Here is a 26,146-nt window from a genome sequence, read left to right as displayed (position 1 = left end):
CCCCAGCTCCTCGCCCTCGCCGACCGCGTCCTGGAACTCCGCGACGGCCACATCACCCCCACCGACTGACCCACGCCTTCCACGGGGCGGGGCGCGACCCACGAGTTGGCCGCCTGGTACTGCGCCGCCGCCCATCGCGGCGAACCGGCCTGGTACATCGCAGCGTTCAGGCACAGGATCACCGTGAGCCGTTGGACGCGGCGCCGCCGTCCGACTCGGGTTCACGGTTGGTCAGCCGCGGACGCTCCCCCAACGAACCGGGCCACCATCTCGGTGCGTTCACCGAAGAACGGTCCGTGCACGGCCGCCTCTTTCACCGCCCGGCTTCAGTCGATGCCCTGCTCGAGCGTCCCGGCCTCGGGGACACGCTCCGGGTCCTCACTCCGTACAGGTGGCAGATCACGCTAGGCGGGGAATGCGAAGAGGCGGTACTGCGATACCTCGACGAAACCGAATCGCCGGTACAGCGGCTCGCCGGCCGGGCTCGCGGCGAGTGCGGCCAGCCCCATACCGCGATCTCGGCCCACACGGAGCGCCGCCGCCGTCAAGGCTGTGCCGATGCCGTGTCGTCGGTGCGTGTCCGCGACATGGACGAGGAAGATCCCGGCCACGTCGTGGGCTGCGATCACCACGGTCGTCCCGACGACACGGTCATGGAGAACCGCCGCCAGGCGGACGATGTCCGCGTCGTCCCGACGCTGCGACTCGATCCGCACGATGTCGGGTTCGAGGCTCGGTGCGACGCCCATGGAAGCGCTGTAGGTGCGTACCAGCTCTGCCAGCTGACCGTGATCGGTCGCTTCTTCGATCCGCAGGCCTGCCGGTGGCTCCATCGGATCGACCGACTGGTCGAGCGGTCTGACCATCACGGGGATTGTCGTGAACTCCTTCGCCCCACGCTCGGCGAGGGCGGACGACGTGCCTGCGGGGCTGTCCGGGCCGACCCACCACCACCAGGGCACTCCCGCGAGCCGGTCCCGCGCGATGGCGGTGGACTGCTCCACCGCATCCAGGGAGCGGACACGGACCACTCCGTTGAACTGTGGCTGAGCCAGCCCACTGCGGAAGTACTCGAGATCACCGTCAGTGCGGTCCGCCATGCCCCATCCGGTCAGGTATTGCCGGAAGTTGGCGGTCACGCAGGCCATGCTCCCGGGGTGCCACAGGTCTTGCGGGACCCTGCCCGGAGATGTGCCCGCCGCAAGCGGTTCGTCAGCTCTGCTTGATACGTCCGTCATGGGTGTTACCTCTGTCCGAAAGCCTCGGACCTGAACGGCCCGAGGGTATCTCGTGGCTTGTCCGCCCGGCTTCACATCAGTGCGTTGCCGACCGCGTGATCCAGCCGTGGGGTCGTTGTCTCGCGCCCGGCGTTGCCGGTAGCCATCGACGGTGCCGGCGGCTGCGCCGAGTGATTCGTGACCGCCAACACCGCTCAGGCTCCGGCAGTGCGGTGCGCAACCTGTCCGGCACAGCCATTCATCGATCTTGCATGTCAGGGCACCACGATTCGGTAGTCCGAGACGGGCCGGTATCCGATGCGCTGGTAGACGCTGTTGCTCGTCGGGTTGGCGAGGTCGGTGAAGAGAAGTACGTGTTCCGCACCGGCGTCGCGTGCTGCTTGGGAAACGGCTGCGGTGACGGCGGAGCCGTAGCCCCGGCCGCGCTGTTCGGGCGGGGTGTAGACGGGGGTGAGGCGAGCCGTGCCGGCCAGTACCGACGTCATGGCGGCCATGGCCACTGGTTCGTCCCCGACCGTCCACAACCGCCAGCCGCCCCGGCTCATCCGCTCGTCGATGAATGCGTCGAGATCCGTTCCGAGCGAGCCGGCTTCCGTGACGAAACGAGTGCACCACTCGCGGAGAAGAGCCAGGTCACCGCTGGTCGCCGTCCGCGGTGCCCCCGGCGGTGCGACGCCAGGGCGCACAAGCCGGCCAAGACGATAGAGGCGAAGATGCGGTCCGCTCTTCGGTGCGGAGCCGGTGGTCGTCCGCCACGCTTCGGAGAAGGCACGGACCGATGAGTCGTCGGCCAGGAGCTGTGCAAACGGCTGGGTTTGGGTGGACAGGAGTACGGCCAGGTGCGTTGCCGCGGCCTGGGAGAGACGGCTCGCGGTCAGCATGTGCGGTGGCATCCACACGAACGCGGCCATCGTCGCTGTTTCATCCGCTTCCCGCCACCAGCCCAGCACCGTGGACGGCTGTTTGCCCCCGGACCGTAGCTGCTCGATCGTGTCGAGTCCGGACAGCAGCATGGTGTGCAGGTCGGGGCGTGCGGCGAGGAATGCTCCCGCCTCGGAACGAAACACTTCGGGCTTGTCCGTGATGAACCAGGTCACGAGATCGCACCTCCTGCTTGCCCGGCCTGCGGCAATGCGCGGAGCCGTGGGGAAACGGTTGGGGCCCGCCGGCCGCAGCAGACGCGACTGGCGGGCGGTAAGGGCGGCCGGCTCAGGGCAGGCTGAGTTCGTGCCTGATGAGCTCGGCGAGCGCGGAGGGCTGCGACAGGAAGGGCGAGTGCGAACTGTTCAGCCGCAGAGTCCTGTCGGCGCGCTTCGCGAAGAGTTCCTGGACGAAGGGCGGGATGGCGCCGTCTGCTTCGCAGATGATGTAGGTGCTCGGAATCGTCCGCCAGGCGACCGCGGTCAGCTTCTGGGTGGTGGCGGCGTAGGACTGGTAACCCAGGGCTGCCGCCGCCTTCTCGGCAACGCTCCTGTCAACGTCGCCGTAGAACACGTCGACCGGGTTCGCAACGGTCAGGAAGTCGCCGACGCCCTCCTGCCGGTGGAACTCCCACCAGAGCGCCGGGTCGCCGCCCGCGCTCGACAGCAGGGAGTCCCCGGCGTCGAGCTGGAACGCGGCGAGGTAGACGATGCTCTTGACGTTGGGCGCATTGGCGAGCGCCTGGGTGGCGGGGACGCCGCCGTAGGAGTGCGCGACGACGACCACGGGCCCGCCGATCGCCTCGACCGCGGCCCTGATGGCTGCCGCGTCGGAGTACATGTCGCCCAGTGCCCTGGGATCGTCGCCACACGAGGTGAGGGCCACGGTGCGGACATCGATGCCGGGCAGGGCATCGACGAGGAATTGCAGATGCTCGGGCTTGTGCCACGCTCCGGGCACCAGCAACAGCGACGGCAGGGTCATTCGAACCTCATAGGGCAGGTGATGCGTTGGGCATGATGTGCGGGCCCATCATGTAGGCCCTCACTGCGCAGCGTCCACGTGATAGATGTCACTAATGATCTATAAGTCTGGATCCAGGTCCGAGGTCTGCCCACCACCCGCACACGAGGCCAGGACCGACCCACCGGAAGAACTGGCGGCCCGTCACAGAAGCCCGCGGCGAGGCTGTTGGGCTTCATGCAGGGCCCGCCCGGGCCGGGCTTGAGGGGCGCACTACACGGTCCAGCGTCCGGAGCCCTTTTGCTCGGCGGCGTCGGCAACGCGGGGGGCCCTCACCAACCGGCAGCTACAGACGGCCGGATTCTGGGCACTCCTGCACGCTTTAGATTAAGCTCACCATCTAACATGTGACATCTACTGAAGAAGGAGGACGACCATGTCCACACAGAAGCCCGGGACAGCGCTCGTTACCGGCGCGACCGCAGGTCTGGGTGCCGCCTACGCCGAGGAGCTGGCGGCGCGGGGGCACGACCTGCTCCTCGTCGCTCGTGACCAGGCGCGGTTGGAGTCTTCCGCGGCGAACCTTGCGGAGCGTTTCGGCATCGGGGTTTCGGTGCTGAGCGCCGACCTGGCCACACCGAAGGGCATGCGGAGCGTGGAGGACCGCCTGGCGGCCGACCTCTCGATCGACATGCTGGTGAACAACGCCGGCAGCGCCCTGTTCGGCCCCCTGTCTGCGGCGGACCCGGACCGGTTGGAGTGGCTGATCACGCTCAACCTGACCTCCGCCACCAGGCTTGCGGCTGCCGCCGCGCGGGCGTTCTCCAGCCGGGGCTCGGGCACGATCGTCAATGTGTCGTCCGCCCTCGCCCTCAACATCCTGCCGGTGGGTGCGGCGTACAGCGGGACCAAGGCATATGTGATCGCGTTCAGCCAGGCCCTGGCGCAGGAGTTCGCCGGTTCCGGTGTCCGGGTGCAGGTGGTGGTGCCGGGAGCACTGGAGACGGCGATCTGGGACGGCTCGGGCATCGAACTGGACCAGTTGCCCAAGGAGGCCGTCATGGCACCCCGCGACGCCGCGCGGGCCGCGCTCGCCGGTCTCGACGCCGGCGAGCTGGTCACGATCCCCTCGCTGCCGGAGTACGCCAGGTGGGAGGAGTACGAGAACGCCCGCCGGGAACTCATCCCGGGCCTGTCCCTCACGCGCCCCGCCGGACGCTACGCCGGCTGACACCCGGAGCAAGCACGCTCTTCGCCAGGGCCGGGGGCCAACCGCCCCCGGCCCGCTGCCTCTTCGCCCCCTGCGCCTTGGGGTGGGAGCCGACATGACGGCCGGCTGTTCGCCGTACAGCACCTCGGCGAAGAGTTCCTTCCGCTTCCCGACCCGGCGCGGTGGGACCCGGTCAACGAACTGCCACCACGCCCCCGTGGGGCCCGGTCTCGCCCCTCCGAGCGGGCAGCGTCGTGCGGAGGTCCGTGGGGTCCGGTGGCGGAGCCGGCGCTGTGGATGTCAGTGGTCCCTTGGAGACTGTCGTCCGTGATCCACCCAGATGATGTCGATTGGACGACCGGCCACCTGCCCGGCCAGGTATGTGGGGTCCCGGGCCATCTCGGGAACATGCTCTCACCGGACCCCGCGGTACGGACCAAGGCGTTTGAGGAGTTCTGTGCGGAGGCCCATGACCAAGGAGCCGTCGACCCGTGCACCGCAGCGAGCTTGCCGTTCCTGTTCGACATGGCCGATGACCCGGCCAGCCCCGAGCGGGCAAGGATCGTCGGGCTGCTCCTCAGCATTGGGCACGAAGCTCAGGGCCGTGACCCTGAGGGCAGCTACTTCACGGTGAACGGAGTCGAGTCGACTGCTCACGTCGACATCACTGCCGAGATGGCCGAGCGGGCGGATGCCTTCGTCCGTTACGCGGCGGACCCGGATCCGTTGGTGCGCCGCTCGGCTATCGAAGCCGTCGGTCTCATCCTCGCCGACGGCGGGCGTGCCGCCCGCATCCTGGTCGAGCGTCTGCCGGCCGAGGACGGGATCGTGGAGCGGTTGCTGGTCGTCCGCACGCTCGCGCGTCTGGCCGTCCGGCTGCCGGAGACGAGGACGACCGTGGCAACCTGGCTGGACGAGCTGATCGACGGCCCCGAACGGCCCCCCACCGACGCCCCTGTCCGGCTCTCAGCCCTCACCCACCGGGCCCTGATCGACTCGGACCGGGACACCGCCGACCTCGCCCCTCGCGCGATCACCCTTCTGCGGGAAAGCACGGTGGCCCCGACCGCCCTGAAGCTGTGCGACGGATGCCGGGACTGCCAAGCGTCGTCGCACGTCCGCGGCCGCGATGTCGCCCCCACGGTGCGCCCCGCTCATCTGGCCGCCGACTGGTTCGATCCCGACCACCTCTGGGAGGAACACTCACCGGTCAGCAGCGTCCTGCGCACCCTGCACACCGCCTTGGGCGACCGGATCGCGGATCGTACGGCCCTCCTCGTCGCACAGTTGACCAGTCCCGACGCCGCCACCCGATACGACGCCATCGACATGGCGAAGGACCTCCCAGGACCCCTGCCCCGTCTGGTGCTGACATCTCTGCTCGACCTGCTCCCGGACGACTGGGCCGCGGCCCGCATCATCCAAGGCGGATTCAGCAAGAGGTGGGGTGGCCGCCTCAGGATCGCCCCCGAGGACACCGAACTCCTCCTCGACACCCTCTACGACCACATGGCCACCCTGCGCACCGCCTACGGTCCGGACGTCTGGGCAACCGACAACGCCCTCATCCGCAAGGCCTACCAAGAGGCGGTCATGACCCTGGCCGACCATCGCGACCCCCGTGCCATCCCCGATCTGATCCGCTCCCTCGAAACCCGTGTCGACGACTGGCGGGTCCTCTACGGCGTCGGCGGCTACCCACAGGCCGCGGACCGGCTCGTCCCCCTCCTCGCCAACGGCCTGCGATTCATCGATCCCGACCACCCGCACGCGCCCATCCCCGCCGGCCTGTACCTGTCGCGCCTGGCCGAGTTGAAGGACCCCATCGCCATACCCGTGATCACGGACACCCTCAAGTGGGCCGTCCAGCACCAAAGCTGGGCCGTGGTGACCAGCGCCCTCGACGCCCTCGCCACCTTCGGACGCGACGCGCAACCCGCCCACACCCTCATCCGCCCCTTGACCAACGCCCCTGACGACGCGGTGCGCGCCGCGGCCCGAGCCACGCTCGACGCGCTGACCGACCGACAAGCACCCCGCCCCGCCCGGTCGAAGCCCACGCAGGAACCGCCCTACTGAACCCGCTCGACGCGACTCGCAGTGAACTTGAGGTCGTAGGCGTGGAGTCGTCGGGGTGAGGCCGGTTTCGGTGAGGCCGCCGTCGATGAGGTCGCTGCAGTACTGGATCTTGCGGAGGCCGTGGCGGAGTGCTCGGATGAGGTGGTCGGGGTCGGTCGAAGCGGTGTTGGCCTGGCAGCTGCGTCGCGACAGTGACCAGATGCCCTCGACCGGGTTCAGGTCGGGTGCGCAGGGCGGCAGGTAGTGCGCGGTGAGCCAGTCCTGGCTGTCGATGAAGGCGCGCCTCCAGGCGTCGTTGTGCACGTTCAGGTGTCACCACGTCAGCCGTCCACTGGGCTGCACGCACTGCCGGCCGCGGGGCCGGCAGGCCGGCGGCGACGGAACCACGTCACGGCCGGGAACAGCCGGGGAGGGGGTCATCCACTCGCCACCAGTGGCGATGACGGCCAAGCGCGGGCCCGCCGGGTCAGGGGCGGCGGGACAGGCCACGAGCTCAGGACGCCGTGCCGCGGGGCGTCAAGCGGTTCAGGACACTGGGATGGCGTGCACGTCAGCCGGTGGCCGGCTCGCCACTGTCGGCGGCCCTCGCCACCGCTGCATGTGCCGCCTGCAGGATCTGCTCCGACAAGGGCGTGCCTGCGGTGGCACGGGCAAGAAGTATGCCGCCGACGAGCGTGGCATAGGCGGCCAGGCCGGCGTCACCAGGCGCGATCCACCCCGCGAGCTCCTGGACGCCCCTGGCGTAGGTGTCCCTGTGCTCGGGCTCGCGCGCGATGTCGCCCGCGAAACCGGCTGCGGGGCAACCGGTGCCAGGGTTGTCGCGATGCTCGACAGAGAAGTAGGACTCGAGCAGCGACTGCCACGCCGCCTGATGCCCCCCAGCCTCGTGGTCCAGAGTCACAAGGTCTTGCAGGTTGTCGGCGAACGCCTTGGCGGTCGCCTCGTCGACCAGCGCGGCTTTGGAGGCGAACTGCTTGTAGAAGCCGCCTTGAGTGAGCCCGATCGTCTTCATCACATCCGCGATGCCGACCTTGGCGACACCGTCCTCACGGAACAGCCGAGAAGCCGCGGCCACCGTTCGCTCCCGGTTGGCCTTCGCTTCCGCTTGCGATACGCGACTCATGTACCACCCTCCGTAATACCGACTGGTCATCTGCCCCGCCGCAGGCTGCTACGACGACCAGCGGGCTGACACCCCGACTCTAAGATTATGCCTGCTGTCTATCGCCTGCCACAGTCGCCCGTCGGCCACAATCCCGCCGGACGGCGGCATGCATGTAAGATGGTGACTACCATCTAACATCCGCGTTGCCGCCCTGGGCGACCGAGGTGGGCACCCACCCGCTCAAGCACCCTTGCGTCACGGCAACCGGAAGGCGAGGAAGACGGCGACAAACGCGGAGCCCCGGAGGCCTCCCGCGGCCACTACGGCGAACAGCCCTCACCCGCGGGTCGTTCCGTCATCGTGCCCACGGCGACGGGAACTTCGTCACCGGAGGCACGGAAACGACGTTCTCACCGTAGCCGCCGGGGGGCGGTCTCCCGCGCCATGCGTTCCGGCCCGCACGACACCGAAGGCTGTGGCCCGCAGGTGCCGTCGAGGGTCCCAGCTCGCTTGACGCGCCGAACCGCACGTCGCACAGTTGAATCGCATATCGGTAAACCACTTCCATCATACGGAAAAGCAAAGGACGGCGGAACTGTGATCCAGCCAGAGCCGCACGTATACCGAAGGCGTCACAGCACCGGCGCGGCCGGACGATCACCGGTCTAACCGCAGCCCCGCCAAAAAGGACCGTGCGCCGGGGGCGCACCGCCGGCCGACTCATTGGGCCACAACTCACCCCTCCACGCCGCGATGGCACGAAAGCCGCGCCATGTTGATACGACGCAGCCCTTCCTGGAAAATCAGGTCACTCCCCCGACTCCTGATGCACATCTCCCCGCGCGTTCCCGTCACCAAGCGCGCGGCCGACGACGGGACCCGCTCGCTCCCGGCATCCGGCCCCGAAGTCCCCCAGCGGCCGAAAGCCCATGGCCGGGGCACCGGGCCCTTGGGCATGCGCGGCCACGCAGTGCCTCCGCTCCTGCTGATCGCGGCCATCACCTCGGGTGCGTCGTTCGCCCCCCTTGCGGTTCACCTGTCCCCACTGCTCGTGGCGGCCCCCACGTGCACGGGAACCTTCGCACGAACACGCTTCACGGCCGTCGTCGCGCTCATGGCGGCCGCGGCAGTGCTCCTCGTGGACCGCCACGACGGCCTGCTCCACTCACCACTGCTGCCCATTCACATCGGGGCGGTGCTCATAGTCTCCGCGTTCGTCATCGCCTCCCGGGCCCTGCATGACCGCGACTTGCGGGAACTGGCCCAGGTACGTGCCGTCTCCGAAGCAGCGCAACGAGTGCTGCTACGGCCGATCCCCCCGGAGCTGGGCCCCTTCCACGTCGCCTCGATGTACCGCGCCGCAACGGCACACGCGCTGGTGGGCGGTGATCTGTACGCCGCCGCCCGCACCGGCCACACCACACGCGTCCTCATCGGAGACGTCCGCGGAAAAGGCCTTCCGGCCATCGACGACGCCTCCGCCGTCCTGGGCGCATTCCGTGAGGCAGCCCAGCAGCACCGCACACTCCCGGAACTTGCGGCCTCCTTGGAACGCAGCGTCCGCAGGCACCTGGGCGAGCTGACCCGTATCGCCCCCGACAGCAGCGAGCGGTTCATCACCGCGCTGCTGATCGAGCTCCCCGACGACGAAGACGTTGCCAGAGTGGTCAGCTGCGGGCACCCGCCGCCTCTGCTGCGCCAGGGCGACCAGGTCACCTTGCTGCCCGTGACCCGGCCCGCCCCGCCGCTGGGGCTTGCAGCAGACACGCCCAACGCCTTCTGCCTCGACACTGTCGCCTTCGGTCCCGGAGACACCCTGCTTCTCTACACCGACGGCCTGGCCGAGGCCCGCGACTCCGGCGGAGAGTTCTTCCCCGTCCTCGACCGTGCCGATACCTGGACGTGGGACTGCCCCAGCCGCCTCGTACAGCACGTCAGCCTCGATGTGGACCGACACGCGGGCAGGAACCTCCAGGACGACCTGGCCCTTGTCGCTGTCCATCATCCAACGCATCCCGTCCACGCCGGACAGGCGCCACCGTGAACGTCGACAGCCCGAAGACCCGTACGCCGCGCAAAGACCCCGACCCTCGCGCCACAAGCATGCGCACCGTCTCGCAGGCACTGCGCACCACATCAGAAGGGACGGTGACGAGGATGGCCGCGCCCAGACTCCTCCTGCTCCGGCACCCGAGCGCACTGCTCGCCGTCTATCTCGCCGCGACCTGCGCACTGCAACTGGATTCCTCTGCAGTGGGCTTGGTCCGCTGGTCGGACTACTCGGTCCTGGCACCGCTGATGGCGGCAGCCCTGCTACCCCTCAGGCACACCTTGATCGTCGGAGCTTCCACGCTGGCAGCCAGTGTGGCCATCTACGGTTTCGCGATTCCAGGCGTGTCGAAGGGAGGCCGGACGGTTGTCATCTCCGCAGCCCTCCTGTCCCTGGGCATGAGCCTGATCATCTGCCGAGTCCGGCTCCGCGAGAAAGCCGGGTGCGTCTTCACTGTGCGCCCCGGGGGCGGTGTGGAGACGGGCTGCGTCGTCTCCGCACCACGTCAGGTCGCCGGCGATCCATGCGCCTCCCTGCCGGCGGGTGGACTGCCGCCCGGGCACTTGCCGCAACCCGCCGCAGTGGAACTCGCATACTGTCGGGCTGATGACAGAAGGCCACCGCAGGCTCATTGGCTGGACGCGATCCCACTGTCCGGAGCCCGGGTGGCGCTGGTCGCCGGCAGCGTGGCCGAGGACGGAGACCCAGCCCCCACCCTGGTCCCCGAACTTCGCGCCGCGGTACGGACGCTGGCGGACATCGACGTGCAACCGGACGAGGTGCTCACCCATCTCCACGACGTCATACGTCGGTTGCGGCCGGACGAGGGTGCTCGTGACGTCACGGCGAGCTGCCTGTACGCCGTCTACGACCCCGTCACCGCAGAGTGCACCCTCGCTTGCGCCGGGCATCCTGCGCCCTCCGTCATCGCCCCCGATGGTGTGATCACTGCCGTCGACCTTCCTGCTGGAGTACCGCTTGGTCGCACCCGAGCGAAGGTCGGGACCGCCGAAATCCGGCTCCGGAAAGGCAGCGTGCTCCTGCTGCACACGCACTCCGTCGAGCCACCCGACTCCGAGACGAAGACCGATGGGCTCAAGGTGCCCGAACGCATCGTCGAGCCGGAGTCCTCGCTCACAGACACCTGTCGTACTGCTTTGGAGGCCCTTGTGGCAGCGGGAGCGCCACGCCAGTTGCGCGTGCTCGCCGCCCGTACCCGCACGCTCGACGGCACCACCGTGGCAACCTGGAACCTCCCGGCCGACCCGGCGGCCGTCTCTGCCGCACGAAAACATGTCACGGCCAAAATGAGGACATGGGGCTTGGACGGTGCCACCCCCACCACTGTCCTCATCGCCAGCGAGCTGGTCACCAACGCCATCCGCCATGCCCAGCCACCGGTACGTCTCCGGCTGATCCGCTGCGCCACAGGCCTGACCTGCGAGGTCACCGACGGCAGCACCACATCCCCGCACCTTCGACGCGCCCGCACCTTCGACGAAAGCGGCCGGGGACTGTTCATCGTTGCCCAGCTCACCCAGCGCTGGGGAACCCGCCATCACCCGCAAGGCAAGACCATCTGGGCCGAGCATTCCTACCAGGCTGACGAACCCGTAGGGGAGGAAGAGCAGGCCCTGCAGGCCGGGCTCGCGTGATGACCCCCACCCACGCAGCACCCTCGTCGGGCCCGCCGGGACCTCGGGGACCGGACAGACGGGTCCGGCCCCCTGGCCCCGACACCGTTCCGGTCCTGAGGGGCGACCTCGTCAGCCGGGCACGATGTTGTGGTTGACCCGGAACATGTTGGCCGGGTCGTATGCCTTCTTCGCAGCCGTCAGACGCCGGTAGCGCTCAGCCCCGTAGACCTCGCTCAACCGCTCGGGGTCGGTGGCCTCTTCGACGGAGAGGAAGTTGACCATCCTGCGCCTGTCCGCCCAGGGCTCCATCGCGTTCATCACCTCTTCGAGTTTGCCGCTCAGGAACTCGGCCCGGTCCGGGGCGCCCACGCCGAATCCGAAAAGGACGAAGGGAAGCCCTCGGCTGGAGACGGCGTTGGGTACCGCGGGCTCACGGTCGAGCGCACCGCCGAGCATGCGGATCTCCACGCTCACCAGCGGGGAGTCCGACCCGGGGCCGAGCAGTTCGACCAGCTTGTCGGCCGCTTCGGCGGGGAACGCGCGCAACATCGTCGTGCGGTCGTAGTAGGGCATCGGCGCCGGCGGGTCCATGTGGATGGCGCCCATGGCGGTGTAGGGCATCTCCCCCACCGTGTCGATGAGCGCCGGGGCGGCCGCGCGCAGGGGTGCGACCAACCGCTCGCCCTCGGACACCGGACCGAGGTGGGCGATGCGTACGTGCACCACGAACGCCCCCCGGAGGGGTTCCGGCAACTCGGGAAGCGGAGGGAGTCGTTGCACGGCCACTGAGGAGGACATCTCCTCCGGCATGTCCGACTGCCAGGTGCGCCAGCTGTGCAGCACATCGGCGAGTCGTTCGCCGGGGAAGTAGATGCCGCCGCCGTAGAAATGGGTCAGCGGGAACAGGTCGAACTCCAAGGCGGTCACGACGCCGAAATTGCCCTTGCCTCCGAGCAGGGACCAGAAGAGTTCGGGATCACTGTGCGCCGTGACATGCCGCAACTCGCCGTCGGCGGTCACCACCTCCAGCGAGCGGACGTGGTCCGCCGCGTATCCCCGGCTCCGGCCGAAGACCGGACTGAGTCCACCCCCGAGGGTGTAGCCGGCCACGCCCACCAGCGGAGCCGAGCCGCTCATCGGGGCCAGGCCGACGGCGGCGGCCTGGTCGATGACCTCCTGCCAGATCACTCCGGCCTCGACCCGTGCGCTTCGCCGGCCGGCGTCGACGGCGATGCCCTTCATGCGCCGGGTACTGATCAGAACCCCGCCCCGGGCAGGGTGGACCTGTTGGTGCCCCGTGGTCTTCACCGTCACAGGCCGGCCCTGGCGGGCAGCGAAGCGGATCGCCGCCTGTACGTCGGCCGCGTTGGCGGCACCGACCACGAGCGCGGGCTCCAGGGGAACGTTCAGGTTGTAGATCTGGCACTCGGCGTCGTAACCCTCGTCGCCGGGCAGCAGAACCGGACCGCTCACCAGCGATGCGAGTTCGGCCGCCTCCGCGGACGAGACCCGCGCGAACGGAGCGTCAAAAGTCATGGGATCCCTTGTGAAATGGTGCCGCAAGGTGAGCGGGCAACTGCCCGCGGGGTCATCCCGCGCGTGCGACCGGAGCTGCACGGGGGCGAGGAGGGGACCATGTTCCTGGCGGCGGACAACACTTTTACATTATATATAGCATCTAAGTTGCTTGATGCAGGCACCGAGGACCCGGCCCTCCGCACCTGGCCCGACCGGCCCGTCGGCCGGGCCCCGTCTCGCCGGGTGTGCGTGCGACGCCCGTCCACCACTTCAGCAGGGCGGACCGGAGACGGGGCACTCGGACAGCGGCTGATCAGGCGTCGGCGCGCAGCGGCTGCAGGGCCTTCGACCAGCTGACGACCTGGTCGAGCATGGCCTCCACGGTCGGCTGGTGGTGCGGGCCCGGCTTGAAGACGCTGTAGTTCTCGAAGTCGGCCAGGAGGGACAGCGCGACCTGCGCACGCACCGTGGCGATCTGCAGCTCACTCGCGATGAGGCGGAGGTGCTCCACCGCGCGGGTGCCACCGCCGGAGCCGTAGCCCACAAAGCCCGCGGCCTTGTTGTTCCACTCCGCGTACAGGTAGTCGAGCGCGTTCTTCAGGGCGCCCGTGGTGGAGTGGTTGTACTCGGGGGTGATGAACACGAAGCCGTCGAACTCGGCGATCCTCGACGCCCACGCCTTGGTGTGGTCGTTCTGGTACTGCCCGAACGACGGGGGCAGCGCCGCGTCGAGGAGCGGCAGCGGATGGTCCGCCAGGTCCACGAGCTCGAACTCCGCATCGGAACGCTGCTTGGCGATACCGAGAACCCAGTCCGCCACGGCGGCTCCGTTGCGCCCCGGGCGGGTACTTCCGAGAATGATCGCGATCTTGGTCATGTCGTGCCTTTCGTCGGTACGGCGCACGTCAGGCACGGAAGTTGTGCCCGGCACCGGGATGTGACGCGCGTCGCAAGCTCCGGCGCGGTTCCGGTGTGGAGTCCACCGAGAGGGTGACCGGGAGCCGGGTGAACCTGCTCCCCACCGAGGAAAGCGCACGCGAGGTGGCCCTCACGGGGCATCCCCCTCGTCGCGTAGCTCGCAGGCTCGGCGCCAACGACGTCGTCGGCGGGGACAGTAGGGCGAAGCAATCGAGAAGGGCAACCGGGATGAAATGCCCGATGTATCCAGCGATGGGCGCAAGTTGCGGGCCGGCGCACTGCGAGAGTCAGGCGCTGGTGAGCCGCCCGCCGGTCGCCTTCATCCGCCGTATTCGCCCTCCGACGGGGGTACGTGGTGTCAGCAGCACGTCATACGGCTGGGGCGCCGGCACTCAGGCGGCCGACTCCTCGAGGCCAGGCCTCGGACCCGAATCCTTGCAGGACAAGGCAAGCCGGCAGACGGATCCGTGCACACCAAGGCAAGACGATGACCAGTGTGCCGCGTACCTTGGCAACACCGAAGAACGTGCGCTCTGGTCACCCGACGACAATTCCGAAACGCTTTGTGTTCGCGCACGAGATGGCAGGCGGGTGGCCGGGGCGCGCTGGGTCGTCATCGACACCCCACCGCTCGACCGGCGTGTTCAGCGCCTCGTCTCGTACCTGGTCAGGACCACGCCGCCGGGAAACGTCCGTGTCTCCACCAGGTTCAGGTTCGCCCAGCTGTCCAGCGCGGTGAAGAACGGTGTGCCGCTGCCCACCAGGACCGGATGGGTGACGATCGCGTACTCGTCGATCAGCCCGGCCCGCATCGCCGCCCCGGCGAGCGCTGCGCCACCGACCCTCATCGGCCCACCGTCCTCGGTCTTGAGCCGAGTGATCTCCGCGACCGCGTCGCCGGTGACCAGGCGAGTGTTCCAGTCGACCTTGTCGACCGTCGAGGAGAACACCACCTTCGGCGTGTCCCGCCAGTTCCGCGCGAACTCGATCTGCGCTGGGGTTGCGCCCGGCTGCTGGTCGCCGGTCGGCCAGTAGCCGCTCATGGTCTCCCACAGCCTGCGCCCGTACAGCAACAGGCTGATCGCCCGCTCCTGGTCGAGCCACCACTGGAACAGCTCGTCGCTCGGCGCGCTCCAACTGAGGTCGTCGCCGGGCGCGGCGACATAGCCGTCCAGGGACAGGTTCATGCCGTAGAGCAGTCTCCGCATGGCGCCAGCCTTCCGTCAGTCGGTCTCGGAAGTCTAGACGCGCCTTGACCCCGAATCCTGGACACGGGTCATGCGGCCGGTGTGAGCGTAGTTGGTGCCTCGCACACCCCGATGTAGGCCGTGGGCCCCGGCGACGGTCAGGGCGATCCGGGCTTCAAGCGGGGCCGTGCTGTTGCCGGGGGAAGTCCGTTCAGTCTGCCGCTTGTCCCGATCGCCACTCGCGGGGGCTCATGCCGTACGCCGCTTTGAATACGCGACTGAAATGGGGTGCGCTGGCGAACCCCCACCGGTGAGCGATCGCCTCGACCGTCATGAATCGATGCACGGGCGATGCCAGTTCCCTCTTGCACTCTTCGAGGCGCTGAGTCCTTATCCAGTCGCCCAGTACGATTCCCGCCCGGGACAGGGTCAGGTAGAGCTGACGTACGGAAACGTGATGCTCGGCGGCGATACGTGCGGCAGTCAGGTCGGATTCCGCCAGATGGAGACGGACGTATTCCTTGACGCGCTGAAGAAGTGTGTTGTGCAGGGGCCCTCTGGCCAGGTCGTCACGGTCGAGGCTCGTAGTGGCCACCGCCCTGATCAGGTCGACGCAGGGCTGCGCGAGCAAGGCGGCCTCAGCCTCGCCGACAGCGACCTGGTCACGGGCCAACCGAGCGAAGAACGCTGCTGCGGCACCTACGAGCGGGCGCTCCGAGCCGATTCGCGCACCTGCGACCTGACCGAGCAGGGACGATCGGAGCCCCAGGATGTGCGTGGGAACGCGAACGACGACCGCACGCACGGTGCCGCCGAAGAATATCTCATAGGGCTTCGCATTCTCGATCACCGTGAGCTCGCCCGCCCGGATCACTCCCTGCTTGCCTCCCTGCCCCAAGCGGGTGACCCCCGTTTGCTGTAGAACGACGAAGACATGCGGCACCATGTCCTCTTTCACAGAAATGGTTGCCCGCCGGAGGCCGGCCACGTTCCAGTCGATTCCCGAGACTTCCACCGCACCGACCGTGTTGATGTTCGCAACTGCCCTCAGACGCATCGGGTCCGAAGGAAGGTCCACCTCTATTCTGCCGTTCACCGACCGCGAGAGTTCACGGATGGCATCCACGCGATCACCGGGAGCCAGCGAATTCACGTCAAACCGGATTGCCATGCGAGCTCTCTCCCAAACCGACCGCGGACAGGCGTTGCCAGGTAGGTCTCCCACGGTACAGCGGCCAGTGGCCTACGCCGCGATGTGCGTCATATTGTGCACGATTGAATTCGCGTGGCCTTGCTGTATGCCTGCGGACAGGGAGGACCGGATGGGCCCCAGCGATGAGTGCCGCGGATCGGCGGTCAGAAGGGAGGTTGCCAGTCACCCCCAATGCGTCTTGTAGCCGGGCGGGGCCAAAATTGCGCTTGCCCTGGAGAGGGCCATTGGCGGCCCACCCATTCACACTCCGGGATCGCGCCTTCCCAGTCGTCGGTGCACCGCTCGGCCCAGGTCCGGCCCACCATGACCGGCCGGGTCACCGTGCCCCGGGCACGTCCTGTACCCGCACCACCAGACCGAGCCCGTTGACTCCCGGGTTCCCCCGCGGACCGTAGGACAGACCCAGAACCCGGCACCGGTCGGCGTGCAGGAGGAACCGTTCCACATCGGCGGGGGCGCAGGCGGTCAACTCCCGGCCCCAGAGCGTCACCTGGAGCCCGCGGACCGCGTCGACCGCGACGCAGAACAACCGGCCGTCGACCGCGACGGACGGATTCGCCAGTGGCGGGGCTCCGGTCCCGTCGACTGTGGTCCTGGCACCGGAGCCCCTCGCGTCATGGGTACTGCTCCCGAATCAGATGCTGTACCCGCCGTCGACGGTCAACCGTGCGCCCGTGATGTAGGCGGCGTTCTCACTGGCGAGGAAGACGGCCGCCTTGGCGATGTCCTCGGTGGTGCCCATGCGCCCCAGGGGTGTCATGGCCACCTGCGGGGCGGCGTTCGGCCCGTCCGCGGGGTTCATGTCCGTGTCGGTCGCTCCGGGCTGTATGACGTTGACGGTGATGCCGCGCGGGCCGAAGTCGCGCGCCCACCCGCGGCCGAGCTGGTCGATCGCTGCCTTGCTTGCCGCGTATTCGGCGACGCCAGGGACAGGAACGCGGTGGGCGACGATACTTCCCACCAGGATGACGCGCCCGCCGTCGGGCAGATAGCGCGATGCGGAATGCGTGGTGACGACGGTGCCCATCACATTGGTGGCCATCATCTGCTGGACCCCTTCGAGGAGGTCCAGGTCCAACTGGTCGACGGTGCCCATGACGGCTACTCCGGCAGAGTTCACCAGCACGTCGATCTGGCCGCCCAGGAACTCCGCAGCCTGTTCGACAGCGGTCGACGCCTCGTGAGGAACGGACTGGTCCGCCTGCACGGCAAGCGCCTTCGCCCCAAGAGCGGCCAGCTCGGCGACGACCTCTTCCGCCTGCTCGCGCGACTTCCGGTAGGTGATGACGACGTTCGCACCCTCGCGCGCCAGTTCACGAGCGATCCCCGCACCGATTCCTCGCGACCCTCCGGTCACGAGCGCAGTCCGTCCTGTCAGAGCCTTGGGCATGGCGATGTCTCCTTGCGCCGTTCAGTTGGCTTTCAGCTACTGAACCGACGCTAAAGGTTGACATTAGTGTGAACGTCAAGCCGAGGCGCCGTGACGCCCGCCACTCGTGCTTGCGCCCATGAGGTGCGCATCCGCACTGATGGCAGCGCTGTCGCGCGACGCGACTGCTCGAGCCTGACCGCGCGGACGGGGCCGTTCAGTGGTCTCGGTTCGACGCTGCGCCTGCCGGCGATCACCGGGACATTCGGATTCGACACTGCCCCAGATCTCAAGTTGTCCAATTCTTTGATCCTCGCCGCTCGGGCCGTAATTGTTGCACGGGGATGCCCCGTCGAGAGAATCCGAAGCGGGGCATCTTTTCCAAATTCGGCTCGATTGAATGAATTAATTTTATCCTGCCCCGCAACGCTTTCTCGACGTTGCGAGCTCGTTCCGGATTCACTCCAAGGTGTATCAACATGGAGCCCGGGAAATCGCGCACAGCGGGACGACATGGGGCCTGAGCTCGGGAAACGCCAAGGTTGCGGCCTCCCGAGCGCCGTCGCCCATTTCTCGGTGATGCCCTGTTTGGCCGACCTTCACCGCGACGCGTGAATGACTTCCGGGTGGGCATCGGCTAGCTTCGGTTTCGCATCGGAAAATTCCTATCTCCAAGGGAGGAATGCAGTGAAAGGTCTTGCTCGAGCCGCGGCTACGGTGGCATTGGCGGTATCGGCTATGGGGGTTCCCCTGGCCGGTACGGCGCTGGCCACTTCCGCGACCTGTTCGGGGAATAGCTGGGACAACGGCTACGGTGGCCGGGGCCACGACCGCGGAGACCACGGCCGTGGAGGCTACGGCCACGGAGGGTACGACCGCGGGAACTACGGCCGCGGAGGGTACGGCCATGGAGGCTACGACCGCGGAGGGTACGGCGGTTGGGGCGAGGACTTCGGCTCCTTCAGGTTCACCAACAAGTCGCTCAAGTCGGCGCACGTGAAGGCCCGTAACGAATCGCTGTCGGCCAACGTCGCCTCCCCGGCGGCAGTCGCGCAGTCCGAGGCGGTCCAGGCCATCAACATCCGTCAGTAGCGCCCGAAGCCGACCGTCGCCCTGGACAAACCTGCCATGTCAGGGCCCGGTCACATTCGAAGGGGGCGACGGGCGAAGGCCTGACCGCGACCGTTCCTGGCGGGTCGGTCGCGGTCAGGCTCGCCTCGTCATGGCCGGCCATGCTGTGCGTTGATGCACCCGGCCAACGGTATCGGTGAGCCGGACCGGTCGGCGTGCGTCCAGGGGCCCACGACCAGGGCGGCCGGGTGCCCCGTGGCCCGTGCCGCGAGGTGGTTGTCGAGACTGCCCTGCAGGAACGCGTCGTACCACCCGGTCGCGGTGAACGTGGGGACGTCCACGGGGATGACCCCCGCAGCATGGGCCCGCCCGGCCGGCCGGGGACGGGGAGCCGGCGCAGGACGGGCGGGTGCCAGTCGGCGGCCCCGGATGTGTCCGGGGCGGCGAGCGCGGCACCCGCTTCGGCCGCGGCCGGCCCGCGCGTACCCCCTTCGCGCCTGCGGAGCACCTCGGCCCGGGACCCGAGCGTCCACTGCGTGAGCAGGCCGGTCTTGCGGACACCGCCCAGAGCGACCGGACGACGGCACACGCGTCATCCTGCTGTCCCCGGACCGCGTTGCGCGCCGCGTGATGGGCCGCAACATGACGGACGACACGCGTCGGCCGGCTGCCGCCCGCACAGGCCACGCCCAGGCCAGCGCCCTGGCCCCTTCGGTGGCGGACGTGTGGCAGGGGTGACGCGGGACAAGGGCGCACGCTGCCCAACTTCTTTGGCCGCCTGAGTTGCGTCAGATCCCCTACCGGCGCGCCTTGTTGTCACACATCGGCGGGCTGTCCGGTCTCAGTAGGCGCAGGCCGCATGACAGGGCAGCCTGCGCCAGCACGGGTTGATCAACGTGCTGTGCGGTGGCCATCGGCCCGGCGTGAAACGGGCCCGGCGCACCCGAAGCGCCCGTCCCAGCGGTGGAGGCGGGCGCTTTGCGCGAAGCGACGGCCGGCCAAACGGCCTTCGGGGCGCCGACGCCGGTGCGCCCAACAAGGCACGGATCCCTGCACGTGTTGCCCTCACCTGAGCCTTCCAGCATGTCGAGACCTGCCGAAGGGAAGGTGCCCGAGACGCCTGCACACGGCCAGGTCCCCCGTGAACATCGTGGGGGACCTGGCATCGCGCGGAAGGTTTTCCGGGAGGCAGCTGTGCTGTGGCCGTGTGGCCACCGCCAAGCCCTCACCAGGGTCGAGCTCTGCGGCACGGCCGAGCCGTGGCGGCGCCGGCCTTCCCCAGCCTCCCGGCGTCCTACGTCAGCCGGTGATCTCCACCCGACCATTGGGCGCCTCAGGGTGTACAGGCTCCGCGGATCCGCGCTTGGTGATGCCCTTGAGCAGTTCGGCGAGGTCGACTCCCGTGGTGGAGCTGAGCAGTTCCATGCCCTGCGCCACGTTGTCCGCGACCGTACGGGACAGCTGGCTGGCGCCGTCGGTCGAGATCACGGTCATCTTGTCCACCGCAGACAGCGGCTCGGACGCCTTGGCGACGACCTGAGGCAGCACCTCGACCAGCATCTGCAGCACCGCCGCCTCGCCGTACTGGGCGAACGCGTCGGCCTTCTTCCGCATGGCCTCCGCCTCGGCCGACCCCTTCGCCGCGATGGCCGCGGCCTGCGCCTCGCCCTCGATCCGTACGGCATCGGCGAGTGCGGCGCGGTGTGCCTTCTCGCCCTCACCGGTCAGCCGGGAACGCTGGGCGTCCGCCTCCGCCTCCTTGACCAGGGCGATGCGGCGGGCCTCGGCCTCCTGCTCGGCCTGGTACCGCGCGGCGTCGGCGGGCTTGCGGACCTTGGTGTCCAGTTCACGGTCGGTCAGTGCGGCCTGCCGGGCGGCGACCTTCTCCTGCTCGGCGAGGACTTCCTGACTGCGGGCGGCCTCGGCGAGCGGGCCCGCGGCAGCGGCGCGGGCAGCGGCCTCGTCCGTCTCGGCCTTGATCTCGGCCTGCTTGAGCGCGAACGTCCGCTGCGCGATCGCGATCTCCTCCTCGGCCTTGAGCCGGGCCTGCTCCGACGCCTGCCGCGCCACCGCCTCGGCGATGTCCGCCTCCTGCTTGGCGCGGGCGGCCTCCGGGCGACCCAGGTCCTCCAGGTAGGAGCCCTCGGTGGTGATGTCCTGGATCTGGAAGGCGTCCAGCACCAGGCCCTGCCCGGACAGACTGGCCTCCGCCTCCTCCGCCACCTGACCGGCGAACGCCGCACGGTCGCGGATGATGTCCTCCACGGACATCCGCCCGACGATCGAGCGAAGAGCGCCGGACAGGACTTCCTGGGTGAAGCCCACGATGCCGTCCTGCTGCATCAAGAAGCGCTGGGCCGCCGCCCGGATGGAGTCCTCGGTGCCGCCGACCTTGACGATCGCGACACCCTCCAGGTGGGCCTTCACCCCTCGCAGCGTGACCGCGCCGCGCACGGCGACGGGGATGTGCCGGCTGGACAGGTCCAGGGTGAACTTCTGCTGGACGAAGGGCACGACGAACACGCCACCGCCGACCACGACCTTCTGACCGCTGTTGTCGGTGAAGATCCGGCCGGTCTCCGGGTCGGTGGACTTCTTGCCCCGCCGGCCGGTGACGATGAACGCCTCGCTGGGACCCGCGACCTTGTAGCGGGTGATGACGACGAGGGCGAGCAGTACGACGAGTACGACGATGCCCACCACAGCGGTGAGTACAGGGCTCATGCCGGAATCCCTTGATCAGAACAGCAATGACAAAGACGAGGTGCCGAACGCCTCGGGCGTTCAGTGATCGACGGGACGCACCGCGACCGACGTGGTGGACAGGGCCTCCTCGACCCACACCCTGGTGCCCCGCGGCAGCGCGACCGTGCTCCTGGCGGCGAGCTTCACCGGTTGGCCGGCCAGGTACGTCAGCACCTCGCCGTAGCCGTCCGCCGGAATCGCGGTGACCACCGTGCCCGAGCCGCCGATGAGGTCGTCGCCACGCGGCGCCGACGAAGTCCCCCCGCGCATCAAGGCCTGGCTGAACCTCCACGTCAGCCATCCCGCCACGCCGCCGGCAGCCACCCCCGCCCCGGCGGCGAACACCGTGCCGAGCCCGGTGGTGCCCACGACGATCGCGCCGGTGAAGCCGAGCATCGACACGAATCCCGCGATCACGGGCAGGGACAGCAAGCCGTCCAGGCCGCCGAGCCCGTCAAAGAGCCCATCCAGCACGCCGTCGAAGACGAGCGCCAGCGCCAGCACCACCAGACCGGCGATGCCGAGACAGAGAAACCACCCCATCCTGCCCCCACCCCCCCCAGCACGCCGATCGCCCGAAGGCATCGCGATGGTGTCATGAAGCACAGCGCCGTGACATTGCCGGATCCCGGCAATCTTTACGCGTTCTTTACGCCCCGCTGACGGCGCAGTTACTGCCAGCGGGTGCGGTGCTCAGCGGTGCCGTAGGCGCGGACCACGCTCGCGACGGCGTCGGTGACCGCTCTGCCATGGAACGGAAGTTCATCCGCCGGGCGTTCGGCGACGGCATGACGGTACGGCCGCCGGCCGGACTTTTCCGGCGGCGCACCCGCGGCACCCCCGGTTGGTCGGTCAAAACACAGCGATATTTAATTTCCCGGCATCTTCTCCTTACCGGAAGCCGGGACATGTCGGGAATGCCGATCCAGAAATGTGTTCTTGCGCCACCGGATCAGCCTCGGATAACTTGTCGACCCATCAACAGGCGGAGGCACAGCCGGAGATGGGCCTCCGGCCTTCCGGAATGCCGGGCACTTCGTCGCGCAGAGCGTCAGCCTCGGGCAGGGGATTCTCAAACCGAACCCTTGCCCCCATTCGTGTCGAGGAGTTCTCGTGCGCAGCATTAGGTCGGCGAGAAAGATTCCCGCTGGAACGTCCGCCAGTACTCGGCTTCCCAACCGTCTCCGTCTCGGCGCCGTCGCGACCGCGCTCGGCGCGACGCTGGTCTTGGCCTTCCCTGCTGAGGCGAACGCCGCGGTCCTGCAGCTGCTGCCCCAGAACGCCGATGGCCTGGAGCAGTCCTTCTCCCCGGCTTACGACTACGACAAGGACGGCTGCTACACCACGGCCGCCATCGGCGCCGACGGCACGCTCAATCCCGGCTTGAAGCTGGGTGGGGACGTCAACGGGCACTGCCACGACTACGCCCAGCTGGCCAACGCCAACACGTACTCGCGCGAGAAGTGCAACAACGACTGGTGCGCCGTCGTCTACGCCAGTTACTTCGAAAAGGACCAGGCCACGCTCGGCCCCGCGGCCATCGGCCACACCCACGACTGGGAGCACGTCGTGGTCTGGATCCACAACAACCAGGTCGAGTACGTCTCGGCGTCCCAGCACTCCGGCTACCAGATCGCCGCCCGCTCCGCGATCCGTTTCGACGGCACCCACCCCAAGATCGTGTACCACAAGGACGGTGCCTCGACACACTGCTTCCGCTTCGCCAACACCAACGACGAGCCGCCGGAGAACGCCACCGGAGGCTGGTTCTACCCCCGCCTCGTCGGCTGGGAGGGCTACCCGGCGGGCTACCGGGACAAGCTCATGAACGCGGACTTCGGCTCGGCCACCATCAAGATCAACGACGCCCGCTTCAACTCCACCCTCGCCAACTCCAAGCCCTCCGGCATCCCCTTCGATCCCAACGCCTGAGCCGTGCGCGGACGGCGATCCGTCGGATTGCCGTCCGCGCGGGGCGTGTTCTCGGCGCCGCGGCCGCCTTTGCCAGGTGGGCTCAGCCGTCTCCTGGCTCCGTGCCGGGTTACTCGGACCGCGGCCGTGCCGGGCCCTTGACCCTCACGTGGCGTCAGGCTGCATAGTCGGGTGCCGTGGAGGACCACTGGACCGTGGGACGCGTGGCCGATCTGGCCGGCGTGAGCGTCCGCACGCTGCATCACTATGACGAGATCGGCCTCGTCCAGCCGTCGGGGCGGACCGCAGCCGGATACCGGGCCTATTCGGCGGGCGACGTGGAGCGGCTACGGGAAGTGCTGGCCTACCGGCGGTTGGGCTTCGGGTTGCGGGAGGTCGCGGAACTCGTCGGCGACCCGTCCACCGACGCGGTCGCGCACCTGCGCCGACTGCGCGGCCTGCTGCTGGAGCGGCGTGATCGCGCTGCCGCCATGGTGACGGCCATCGACAGGGAACTCGAGGCACGGGCGAAGGGCCTGAAGGTGACGCCGGAGGAACAACTCGAGATGCTCGGCGCACGGCTGTACGACGCGATCGGCGGCGCCTACACCGCGACACGGCGTACCGAGCCGCGGATCGCCGCGCAGATCCGGGACGCGCTCGGGGACGCGCAGACGGTGCTGAACGTCGGGGCCGGCACCGGCTCCTACGAGCCTGCTGATCGCGACGTGACCGCGGTGGAGCCGTCGGCGGTGATGCGGGGGCAGCGGCCTGCCGGCGCGGCGCCTTGCGTGGCCGCTGCCGCGGAGAGCCTGCCGTTCGGGGACCGGTCCTTCGACGCCGCGATGGCCGTCTCCACCGTTCACCACTGGGGGGATCCGATAGCGGGGCTGCGCGAGATGCGGCGCGTGGCGCGCCGCGTGGTGGTGCTCACGTTCGACACCGACGAGCCCGGGTGGCAGGACCGGTTCTGGCTCACCCGCGACTACCTGCCCGAGTTCGCCGCCGTCCTCGCGGATTTTCCCTCGCTGGCCGCGATGGCCGACGCGATCGGCGCCCGCGCTGAGCCGGTGCCCATCCCGTGGGACTGCGCTGACGGCCTGTTCGAGGCGTACTGGCGCCGGCCGGAGGCGTATCTGGAGGACCGCGTGCGCCGTGCGATGTCGGTGTGGACGAGGGTCGGACCGGAGGCCGAGCAGCGGGCGGTGCGAAGCCTCAGCGACGACCTGGGCTCCGGCCGGTGGGCTGAGCGCAACGGCGACCTCGCCGGCCTCGACGCGGCAGATCTCGGCCTCCGCCTGCTCATCGCGTGAGCTGGTCGCAGCGTCGGCGTCGGCTCCCGGGCGGCCCGCCGGTCTTGTGCGGCGGTGAGCGGGCACAGCGCTGTCCGGACCCCGTGGTGATTGCCGCGGGGTACGACGCGGGTCCGGCCACGGCGGGCGGCACCGCGCTCGGGCGGCTCGGCGCGGCTCAGCCAACTGCGGGTCACAACGATGTGATGCTACGTCAGTGCGTGGAGCCGGTGGACGCAGGCCGTCTACCGGCGGCTCGACAAGCCGTTCCGGTACGGACTCACGCGGGGCGGTTGGGGCGGCTGCTCACCTCGCAGCTGCCGGGCTGCCCCGTAACCCCCACGGCATCGGCGGCGGACAACCCGGGGCGGTCATCTCGACGACCCGCGACGACGAGGAGGAACCGGCCCCATGACTGGAGCAAGCGGCAGGGTGGTGTTGGTGACGGGCGCCAGCAGCGGGATCGGTGCGGCCACCGCGCGCCTCCTCGGCGCACGCGGGATGCGCGTGGTGGTCAACTACCTCCGCAGCGGCAAGGCGGCTGAGGAGGTCGTGGCGGACATCGCCGCCGCAGGCGGCCAGGCCATGGCCGTGCAGGCAGACGTGCGCGAGGTCGCGGCCGTCGAGGGCATGGTGGAGCAGGTCCGGACGGCATGGGGCGGCATCGACGTGCTCGTGCACAACGCGCTCATCCCGTACGTGGTCACGTCGTTCCAGGACATGACCTGGGAGGAGCTGGGCGGCAAGCTCGACGCCGAGATGCACGCCGCCTTCACGGTCACGAAGGCGGTCCTGCCCAGCATGACCGAGCAGGGCTGGGGACGCATCGTATACCTCGGCACCGGCCTCAGCCGCCGGCCCCGGGCGGGCATGATCGCGCTCGGCACGGCCAAGGCCGCGCTGGAACAGTTCGCCCGCTACCTCGCCCAGGAACTCGGACCGCAGGGCGTCACGGTCAACGTCGTCGCGCCCGGCCCCGTGGAGGACACCGCGTGTCGGCGGACGTACTCGACGACGCGGTCAAGGAACGGCAGGTGGCCGCCACCCCTCTCGGCCGCCTCGCACGCCCGGCCGACGTCGCCCGGGCGGTCGCCTTCTACGCCGCCGAGGACAACGCCTTCATGACCGGCACCACCGCCGCGGTCAACGGCGGGCTGTCCATGGACTGACGCGCCGCCGGCGGCCGCACGACCTGAGGAAGGGCGCTCGCGCACACGTCGGAACCGGACGGCTATGCGACCGTGCCGAGATCGGCGGTGAGCCAGCGTTCCGGCCGCATACGGACCACGATGTGATCGGCGAGTTCCACCTCCGCCATGGCCACGAATCTGTCGAGTGCCTCACCCGAGAGATAACGGCGGGCCATCTCGCGATGGAGCGCGCTCGTCCCCGTGGTCACTTCGGCAACCGGCCCCTCGACCGAGACGTACCGGGGCGTCGGCTCCGTGCGCTGGACCAGCAGGCTGAAGCGACCCGCCGCCCTGATCAGCGTCATCTTCCGAGAGCCCGCGCCGGTGAGGATCCAGGGCAGGCCGCCGGGCTCGTAGGCGTACCAAATCGGAACCATCAACGGTCCGCGGTCGTCGCCGGCGGCGACGCCCAGCGCGGCTACATGCGACTCAGCCAGAAAGCTTTCACGTGCCTCGCGGGAAAGTTCCATGCCTCGACTGTAGGCCCCGCCACTGACGGCGCCTCCGCGCGACCGGGCAGGCAGAGGGC

General features: G+C 69.0%; 21 protein-coding genes and 2 pseudogenes. 9 read left to right on the top strand and 14 right to left on the bottom strand.

Annotated features, from left to right (window positions below):
• Positions 1–404 precede the first annotated feature (404 nt).
• The 3 genes from PV410_RS41240 to PV410_RS41230 form a co-directional block, all read right to left on the bottom strand.
• Positions 405–1,148 (bottom strand): GNAT family N-acetyltransferase, encoded by a 744-nt coding sequence (locus tag PV410_RS41240; RefSeq protein WP_500331758.1) that lies wholly within the window; start codon positions 1,146–1,148, stop codon positions 405–407.
• A gap of 344 nt (positions 1,149–1,492) precedes the next feature.
• Positions 1,493–2,335, bottom strand: coding sequence for a GNAT family N-acetyltransferase (locus PV410_RS41235; protein ID WP_500331756.1), 843 nt, complete (start codon positions 2,333–2,335; stop codon positions 1,493–1,495).
• A gap of 112 nt (positions 2,336–2,447) precedes the next feature.
• On the bottom strand, positions 2,448–3,143 hold the full coding sequence (locus PV410_RS41230; protein ID WP_500331754.1) for an alpha/beta hydrolase: 696 nt from the start codon (positions 3,141–3,143) through the stop codon (positions 2,448–2,450).
• Between the two features lie 415 nt (positions 3,144–3,558).
• On the opposite strand from PV410_RS41230, the gene PV410_RS41225 reads away from it, so the two are divergent.
• Together PV410_RS41225 and PV410_RS41220 are read left to right on the top strand one after the other, a co-directional pair.
• The gene (locus tag PV410_RS41225) at positions 3,559–4,353 is read left to right on the top strand and encodes an SDR family NAD(P)-dependent oxidoreductase (RefSeq protein WP_500331752.1); all 795 of its coding nucleotides are present in this window, start codon (positions 3,559–3,561) and stop codon (positions 4,351–4,353) included.
• A 306-nt stretch (positions 4,354–4,659) separates the two neighbouring features.
• Positions 4,660–6,411 (top strand): HEAT repeat domain-containing protein, encoded by a 1,752-nt coding sequence (locus PV410_RS41220; protein ID WP_500331750.1) that lies wholly within the window; start codon positions 4,660–4,662, stop codon positions 6,409–6,411.
• Positions 6,412–6,438: 27 nt separating this feature from the next.
• Here PV410_RS41220 and PV410_RS41215 read toward each other — a convergent pair.
• Together PV410_RS41215 and PV410_RS41210 are read right to left on the bottom strand one after the other, a co-directional pair.
• A pseudogene (locus PV410_RS41215) lies at positions 6,439–6,723 on the bottom strand (transposase); the annotation flags it as partial.
• Between the two features lie 238 nt (positions 6,724–6,961).
• Positions 6,962–7,534: a TetR/AcrR family transcriptional regulator gene (locus PV410_RS41210; protein ID WP_500331748.1), complete on the bottom strand. Its 573-nt coding sequence runs from the start codon at positions 7,532–7,534 to the stop codon at positions 6,962–6,964.
• Between the two features lie 1,096 nt (positions 7,535–8,630).
• Here PV410_RS41210 and PV410_RS41205 point away from each other — a divergent pair.
• Both PV410_RS41205 and PV410_RS41200 read left to right on the top strand, forming a co-directional pair.
• A complete protein-coding gene (locus PV410_RS41205; RefSeq protein ID WP_500331746.1) occupies positions 8,631–9,560 on the top strand; it encodes a PP2C family protein-serine/threonine phosphatase in 930 nt (309 codons plus the stop codon).
• Positions 9,557–11,221: a SpoIIE family protein phosphatase gene (locus PV410_RS41200; RefSeq protein ID WP_500331744.1), complete on the top strand. Its 1,665-nt coding sequence runs from the start codon at positions 9,557–9,559 to the stop codon at positions 11,219–11,221. The genes PV410_RS41205 and PV410_RS41200 overlap by 4 nt, the downstream gene beginning before the upstream one ends.
• A 111-nt stretch (positions 11,222–11,332) precedes the next feature.
• Here the strand turns inward: PV410_RS41200 and PV410_RS41195 are convergent, their stop codons facing one another.
• From PV410_RS41195 to PV410_RS41175, 5 genes are all read right to left on the bottom strand, one after another.
• Positions 11,333–12,739: an FAD-binding oxidoreductase gene (locus PV410_RS41195; protein WP_500331742.1), complete on the bottom strand. Its 1,407-nt coding sequence runs from the start codon at positions 12,737–12,739 to the stop codon at positions 11,333–11,335.
• A 295-nt stretch (positions 12,740–13,034) separates the two neighbouring features.
• Positions 13,035–13,598, bottom strand: coding sequence for an NADPH-dependent FMN reductase (locus PV410_RS41190; protein ID WP_500331740.1), 564 nt, complete (start codon positions 13,596–13,598; stop codon positions 13,035–13,037).
• 685 nt (positions 13,599–14,283) lie between these two features.
• Positions 14,284–14,847: a dihydrofolate reductase family protein gene (locus tag PV410_RS41185; RefSeq protein WP_500331739.1), complete on the bottom strand. Its 564-nt coding sequence runs from the start codon at positions 14,845–14,847 to the stop codon at positions 14,284–14,286.
• 190 nt (positions 14,848–15,037) lie between these two features.
• A complete protein-coding gene (locus PV410_RS41180) occupies positions 15,038–15,997 on the bottom strand; it encodes a helix-turn-helix domain-containing protein (protein ID WP_500331737.1) in 960 nt (319 codons plus the stop codon).
• Between the two features lie 676 nt (positions 15,998–16,673).
• Positions 16,674–17,429, bottom strand: a complete 756-nt coding sequence (locus PV410_RS41175; RefSeq protein WP_500331735.1) for an SDR family NAD(P)-dependent oxidoreductase — start codon at positions 17,427–17,429, stop codon at positions 16,674–16,676.
• Positions 17,430–18,146: 717 nt separating this feature from the next.
• Between PV410_RS41175 and PV410_RS41170 the strand changes: the two genes are divergently transcribed.
• Positions 18,147–18,500 carry a hypothetical protein gene (locus PV410_RS41170; protein WP_500331733.1) on the top strand — a complete coding sequence of 118 codons (354 nt, stop codon included), beginning with the start codon at positions 18,147–18,149 and terminating at the stop codon, positions 18,498–18,500.
• A 128-nt stretch (positions 18,501–18,628) separates the two neighbouring features.
• On the opposite strand, the gene PV410_RS41165 is transcribed toward PV410_RS41170, so the two are convergent.
• The 3 genes from PV410_RS41165 to PV410_RS41155 all read right to left on the bottom strand — a co-directional run bounded on the left by PV410_RS41165 (position 18,629) and on the right by PV410_RS41155 (position 21,767).
• Positions 18,629–19,075 carry a CocE/NonD family hydrolase gene (locus PV410_RS41165; RefSeq protein ID WP_500331731.1) on the bottom strand — a complete coding sequence of 149 codons (447 nt, stop codon included), beginning with the start codon at positions 19,073–19,075 and terminating at the stop codon, positions 18,629–18,631.
• Positions 19,076–19,778: 703 nt separating this feature from the next.
• Positions 19,779–21,203: a flotillin family protein gene (locus PV410_RS41160; RefSeq protein ID WP_500331729.1), complete on the bottom strand. Its 1,425-nt coding sequence runs from the start codon at positions 21,201–21,203 to the stop codon at positions 19,779–19,781.
• Between the two features lie 60 nt (positions 21,204–21,263).
• Positions 21,264–21,767: an NfeD C-terminal domain-containing protein gene (locus PV410_RS41155; RefSeq protein ID WP_500331728.1), complete on the bottom strand. Its 504-nt coding sequence runs from the start codon at positions 21,765–21,767 to the stop codon at positions 21,264–21,266.
• Between the two features lie 597 nt (positions 21,768–22,364).
• On the opposite strand from PV410_RS41155, the gene PV410_RS41150 reads away from it, so the two are divergent.
• The 4 genes and pseudogenes from PV410_RS41150 to PV410_RS41135 all read left to right on the top strand — a co-directional run bounded on the left by PV410_RS41150 (position 22,365) and on the right by PV410_RS41135 (position 25,596).
• The gene (locus PV410_RS41150; protein ID WP_500331762.1) at positions 22,365–23,156 is read left to right on the top strand and encodes an NPP1 family protein; all 792 of its coding nucleotides are present in this window, start codon (positions 22,365–22,367) and stop codon (positions 23,154–23,156) included.
• 194 nt (positions 23,157–23,350) lie between these two features.
• Positions 23,351–24,448 (top strand): MerR family transcriptional regulator, encoded by a 1,098-nt coding sequence (locus PV410_RS41145; RefSeq protein ID WP_500331761.1) that lies wholly within the window; start codon positions 23,351–23,353, stop codon positions 24,446–24,448.
• A 390-nt stretch (positions 24,449–24,838) separates the two neighbouring features.
• Positions 24,839–25,381: pseudogene (locus PV410_RS41140) on the top strand (SDR family NAD(P)-dependent oxidoreductase); the annotation flags it as partial.
• Positions 25,382–25,419: 38 nt separating this feature from the next.
• Positions 25,420–25,596 (top strand): SDR family oxidoreductase, encoded by a 177-nt coding sequence (locus PV410_RS41135; protein ID WP_500331726.1) that lies wholly within the window; start codon positions 25,420–25,422, stop codon positions 25,594–25,596.
• Positions 25,597–25,658: 62 nt separating this feature from the next.
• Here the strand turns inward: PV410_RS41135 and PV410_RS41130 are convergent, their stop codons facing one another.
• A complete protein-coding gene (locus tag PV410_RS41130) occupies positions 25,659–26,087 on the bottom strand; it encodes a pyridoxamine 5'-phosphate oxidase family protein (protein WP_500331760.1) in 429 nt (142 codons plus the stop codon).
• Between the last annotated feature and the right edge of the window lie 59 nt (positions 26,088–26,146).

Source organism: Streptomyces sp. PA03-5A (assembly GCF_033792725.1).
Taxonomy (GTDB): Bacteria; Actinomycetota; Actinomycetes; order Streptomycetales; family Streptomycetaceae; genus Actinacidiphila.
Note: the sequence above shows the minus strand (reverse complement) of the source record. Positions and strands in the feature narration are given on the sequence as shown.

Bases quoted from the DNA above. Each gene is read 5' to 3' on its own strand.
- PV410_RS41240 (WP_500331758.1), bottom strand. From the start codon at position 1,148: ATGGCCTGCGTGACCGCCAACTTCCGGCAATACCTGACCGGATGGGGC.
- PV410_RS41230 (WP_500331754.1), bottom strand. From the start codon at position 3,143: ATGACCCTGCCGTCGCTGTTGCTGGTGCCCGGAGCGTGGCACAAGCCC.
- PV410_RS41225 (WP_500331752.1), top strand. From the start codon at position 3,559: ATGTCCACACAGAAGCCCGGGACAGCGCTCGTTACCGGCGCGACCGCA.
- PV410_RS41210 (WP_500331748.1), bottom strand. From the start codon at position 7,534: ATGAGTCGCGTATCGCAAGCGGAAGCGAAGGCCAACCGGGAGCGAACG.
- PV410_RS41205 (WP_500331746.1), top strand. From the start codon at position 8,631: ATGGCGGCCGCGGCAGTGCTCCTCGTGGACCGCCACGACGGCCTGCTC.
- PV410_RS41195 (WP_500331742.1), bottom strand. From the start codon at position 12,739: ATGACTTTTGACGCTCCGTTCGCGCGGGTCTCGTCCGCGGAGGCGGCC.
- PV410_RS41190 (WP_500331740.1), bottom strand. From the start codon at position 13,598: ATGACCAAGATCGCGATCATTCTCGGAAGTACCCGCCCGGGGCGCAAC.
- PV410_RS41185 (WP_500331739.1), bottom strand. From the start codon at position 14,847: ATGCGGAGACTGCTCTACGGCATGAACCTGTCCCTGGACGGCTATGTC.
- PV410_RS41180 (WP_500331737.1), bottom strand. From the start codon at position 15,997: ATGGCAATCCGGTTTGACGTGAATTCGCTGGCTCCCGGTGATCGCGTG.
- PV410_RS41175 (WP_500331735.1), bottom strand. From the start codon at position 17,429: ATGCCCAAGGCTCTGACAGGACGGACTGCGCTCGTGACCGGAGGGTCG.
- PV410_RS41170 (WP_500331733.1), top strand. From the start codon at position 18,147: ATGGGGGTTCCCCTGGCCGGTACGGCGCTGGCCACTTCCGCGACCTGT.
- PV410_RS41165 (WP_500331731.1), bottom strand. From the start codon at position 19,075: ATGACGCGTGTGCCGTCGTCCGGTCGCTCTGGGCGGTGTCCGCAAGAC.
- PV410_RS41160 (WP_500331729.1), bottom strand. From the start codon at position 21,203: ATGAGCCCTGTACTCACCGCTGTGGTGGGCATCGTCGTACTCGTCGTA.
- PV410_RS41155 (WP_500331728.1), bottom strand. From the start codon at position 21,767: ATGGGGTGGTTTCTCTGTCTCGGCATCGCCGGTCTGGTGGTGCTGGCG.
- PV410_RS41130 (WP_500331760.1), bottom strand. From the start codon at position 26,087: ATGGAACTTTCCCGCGAGGCACGTGAAAGCTTTCTGGCTGAGTCGCAT.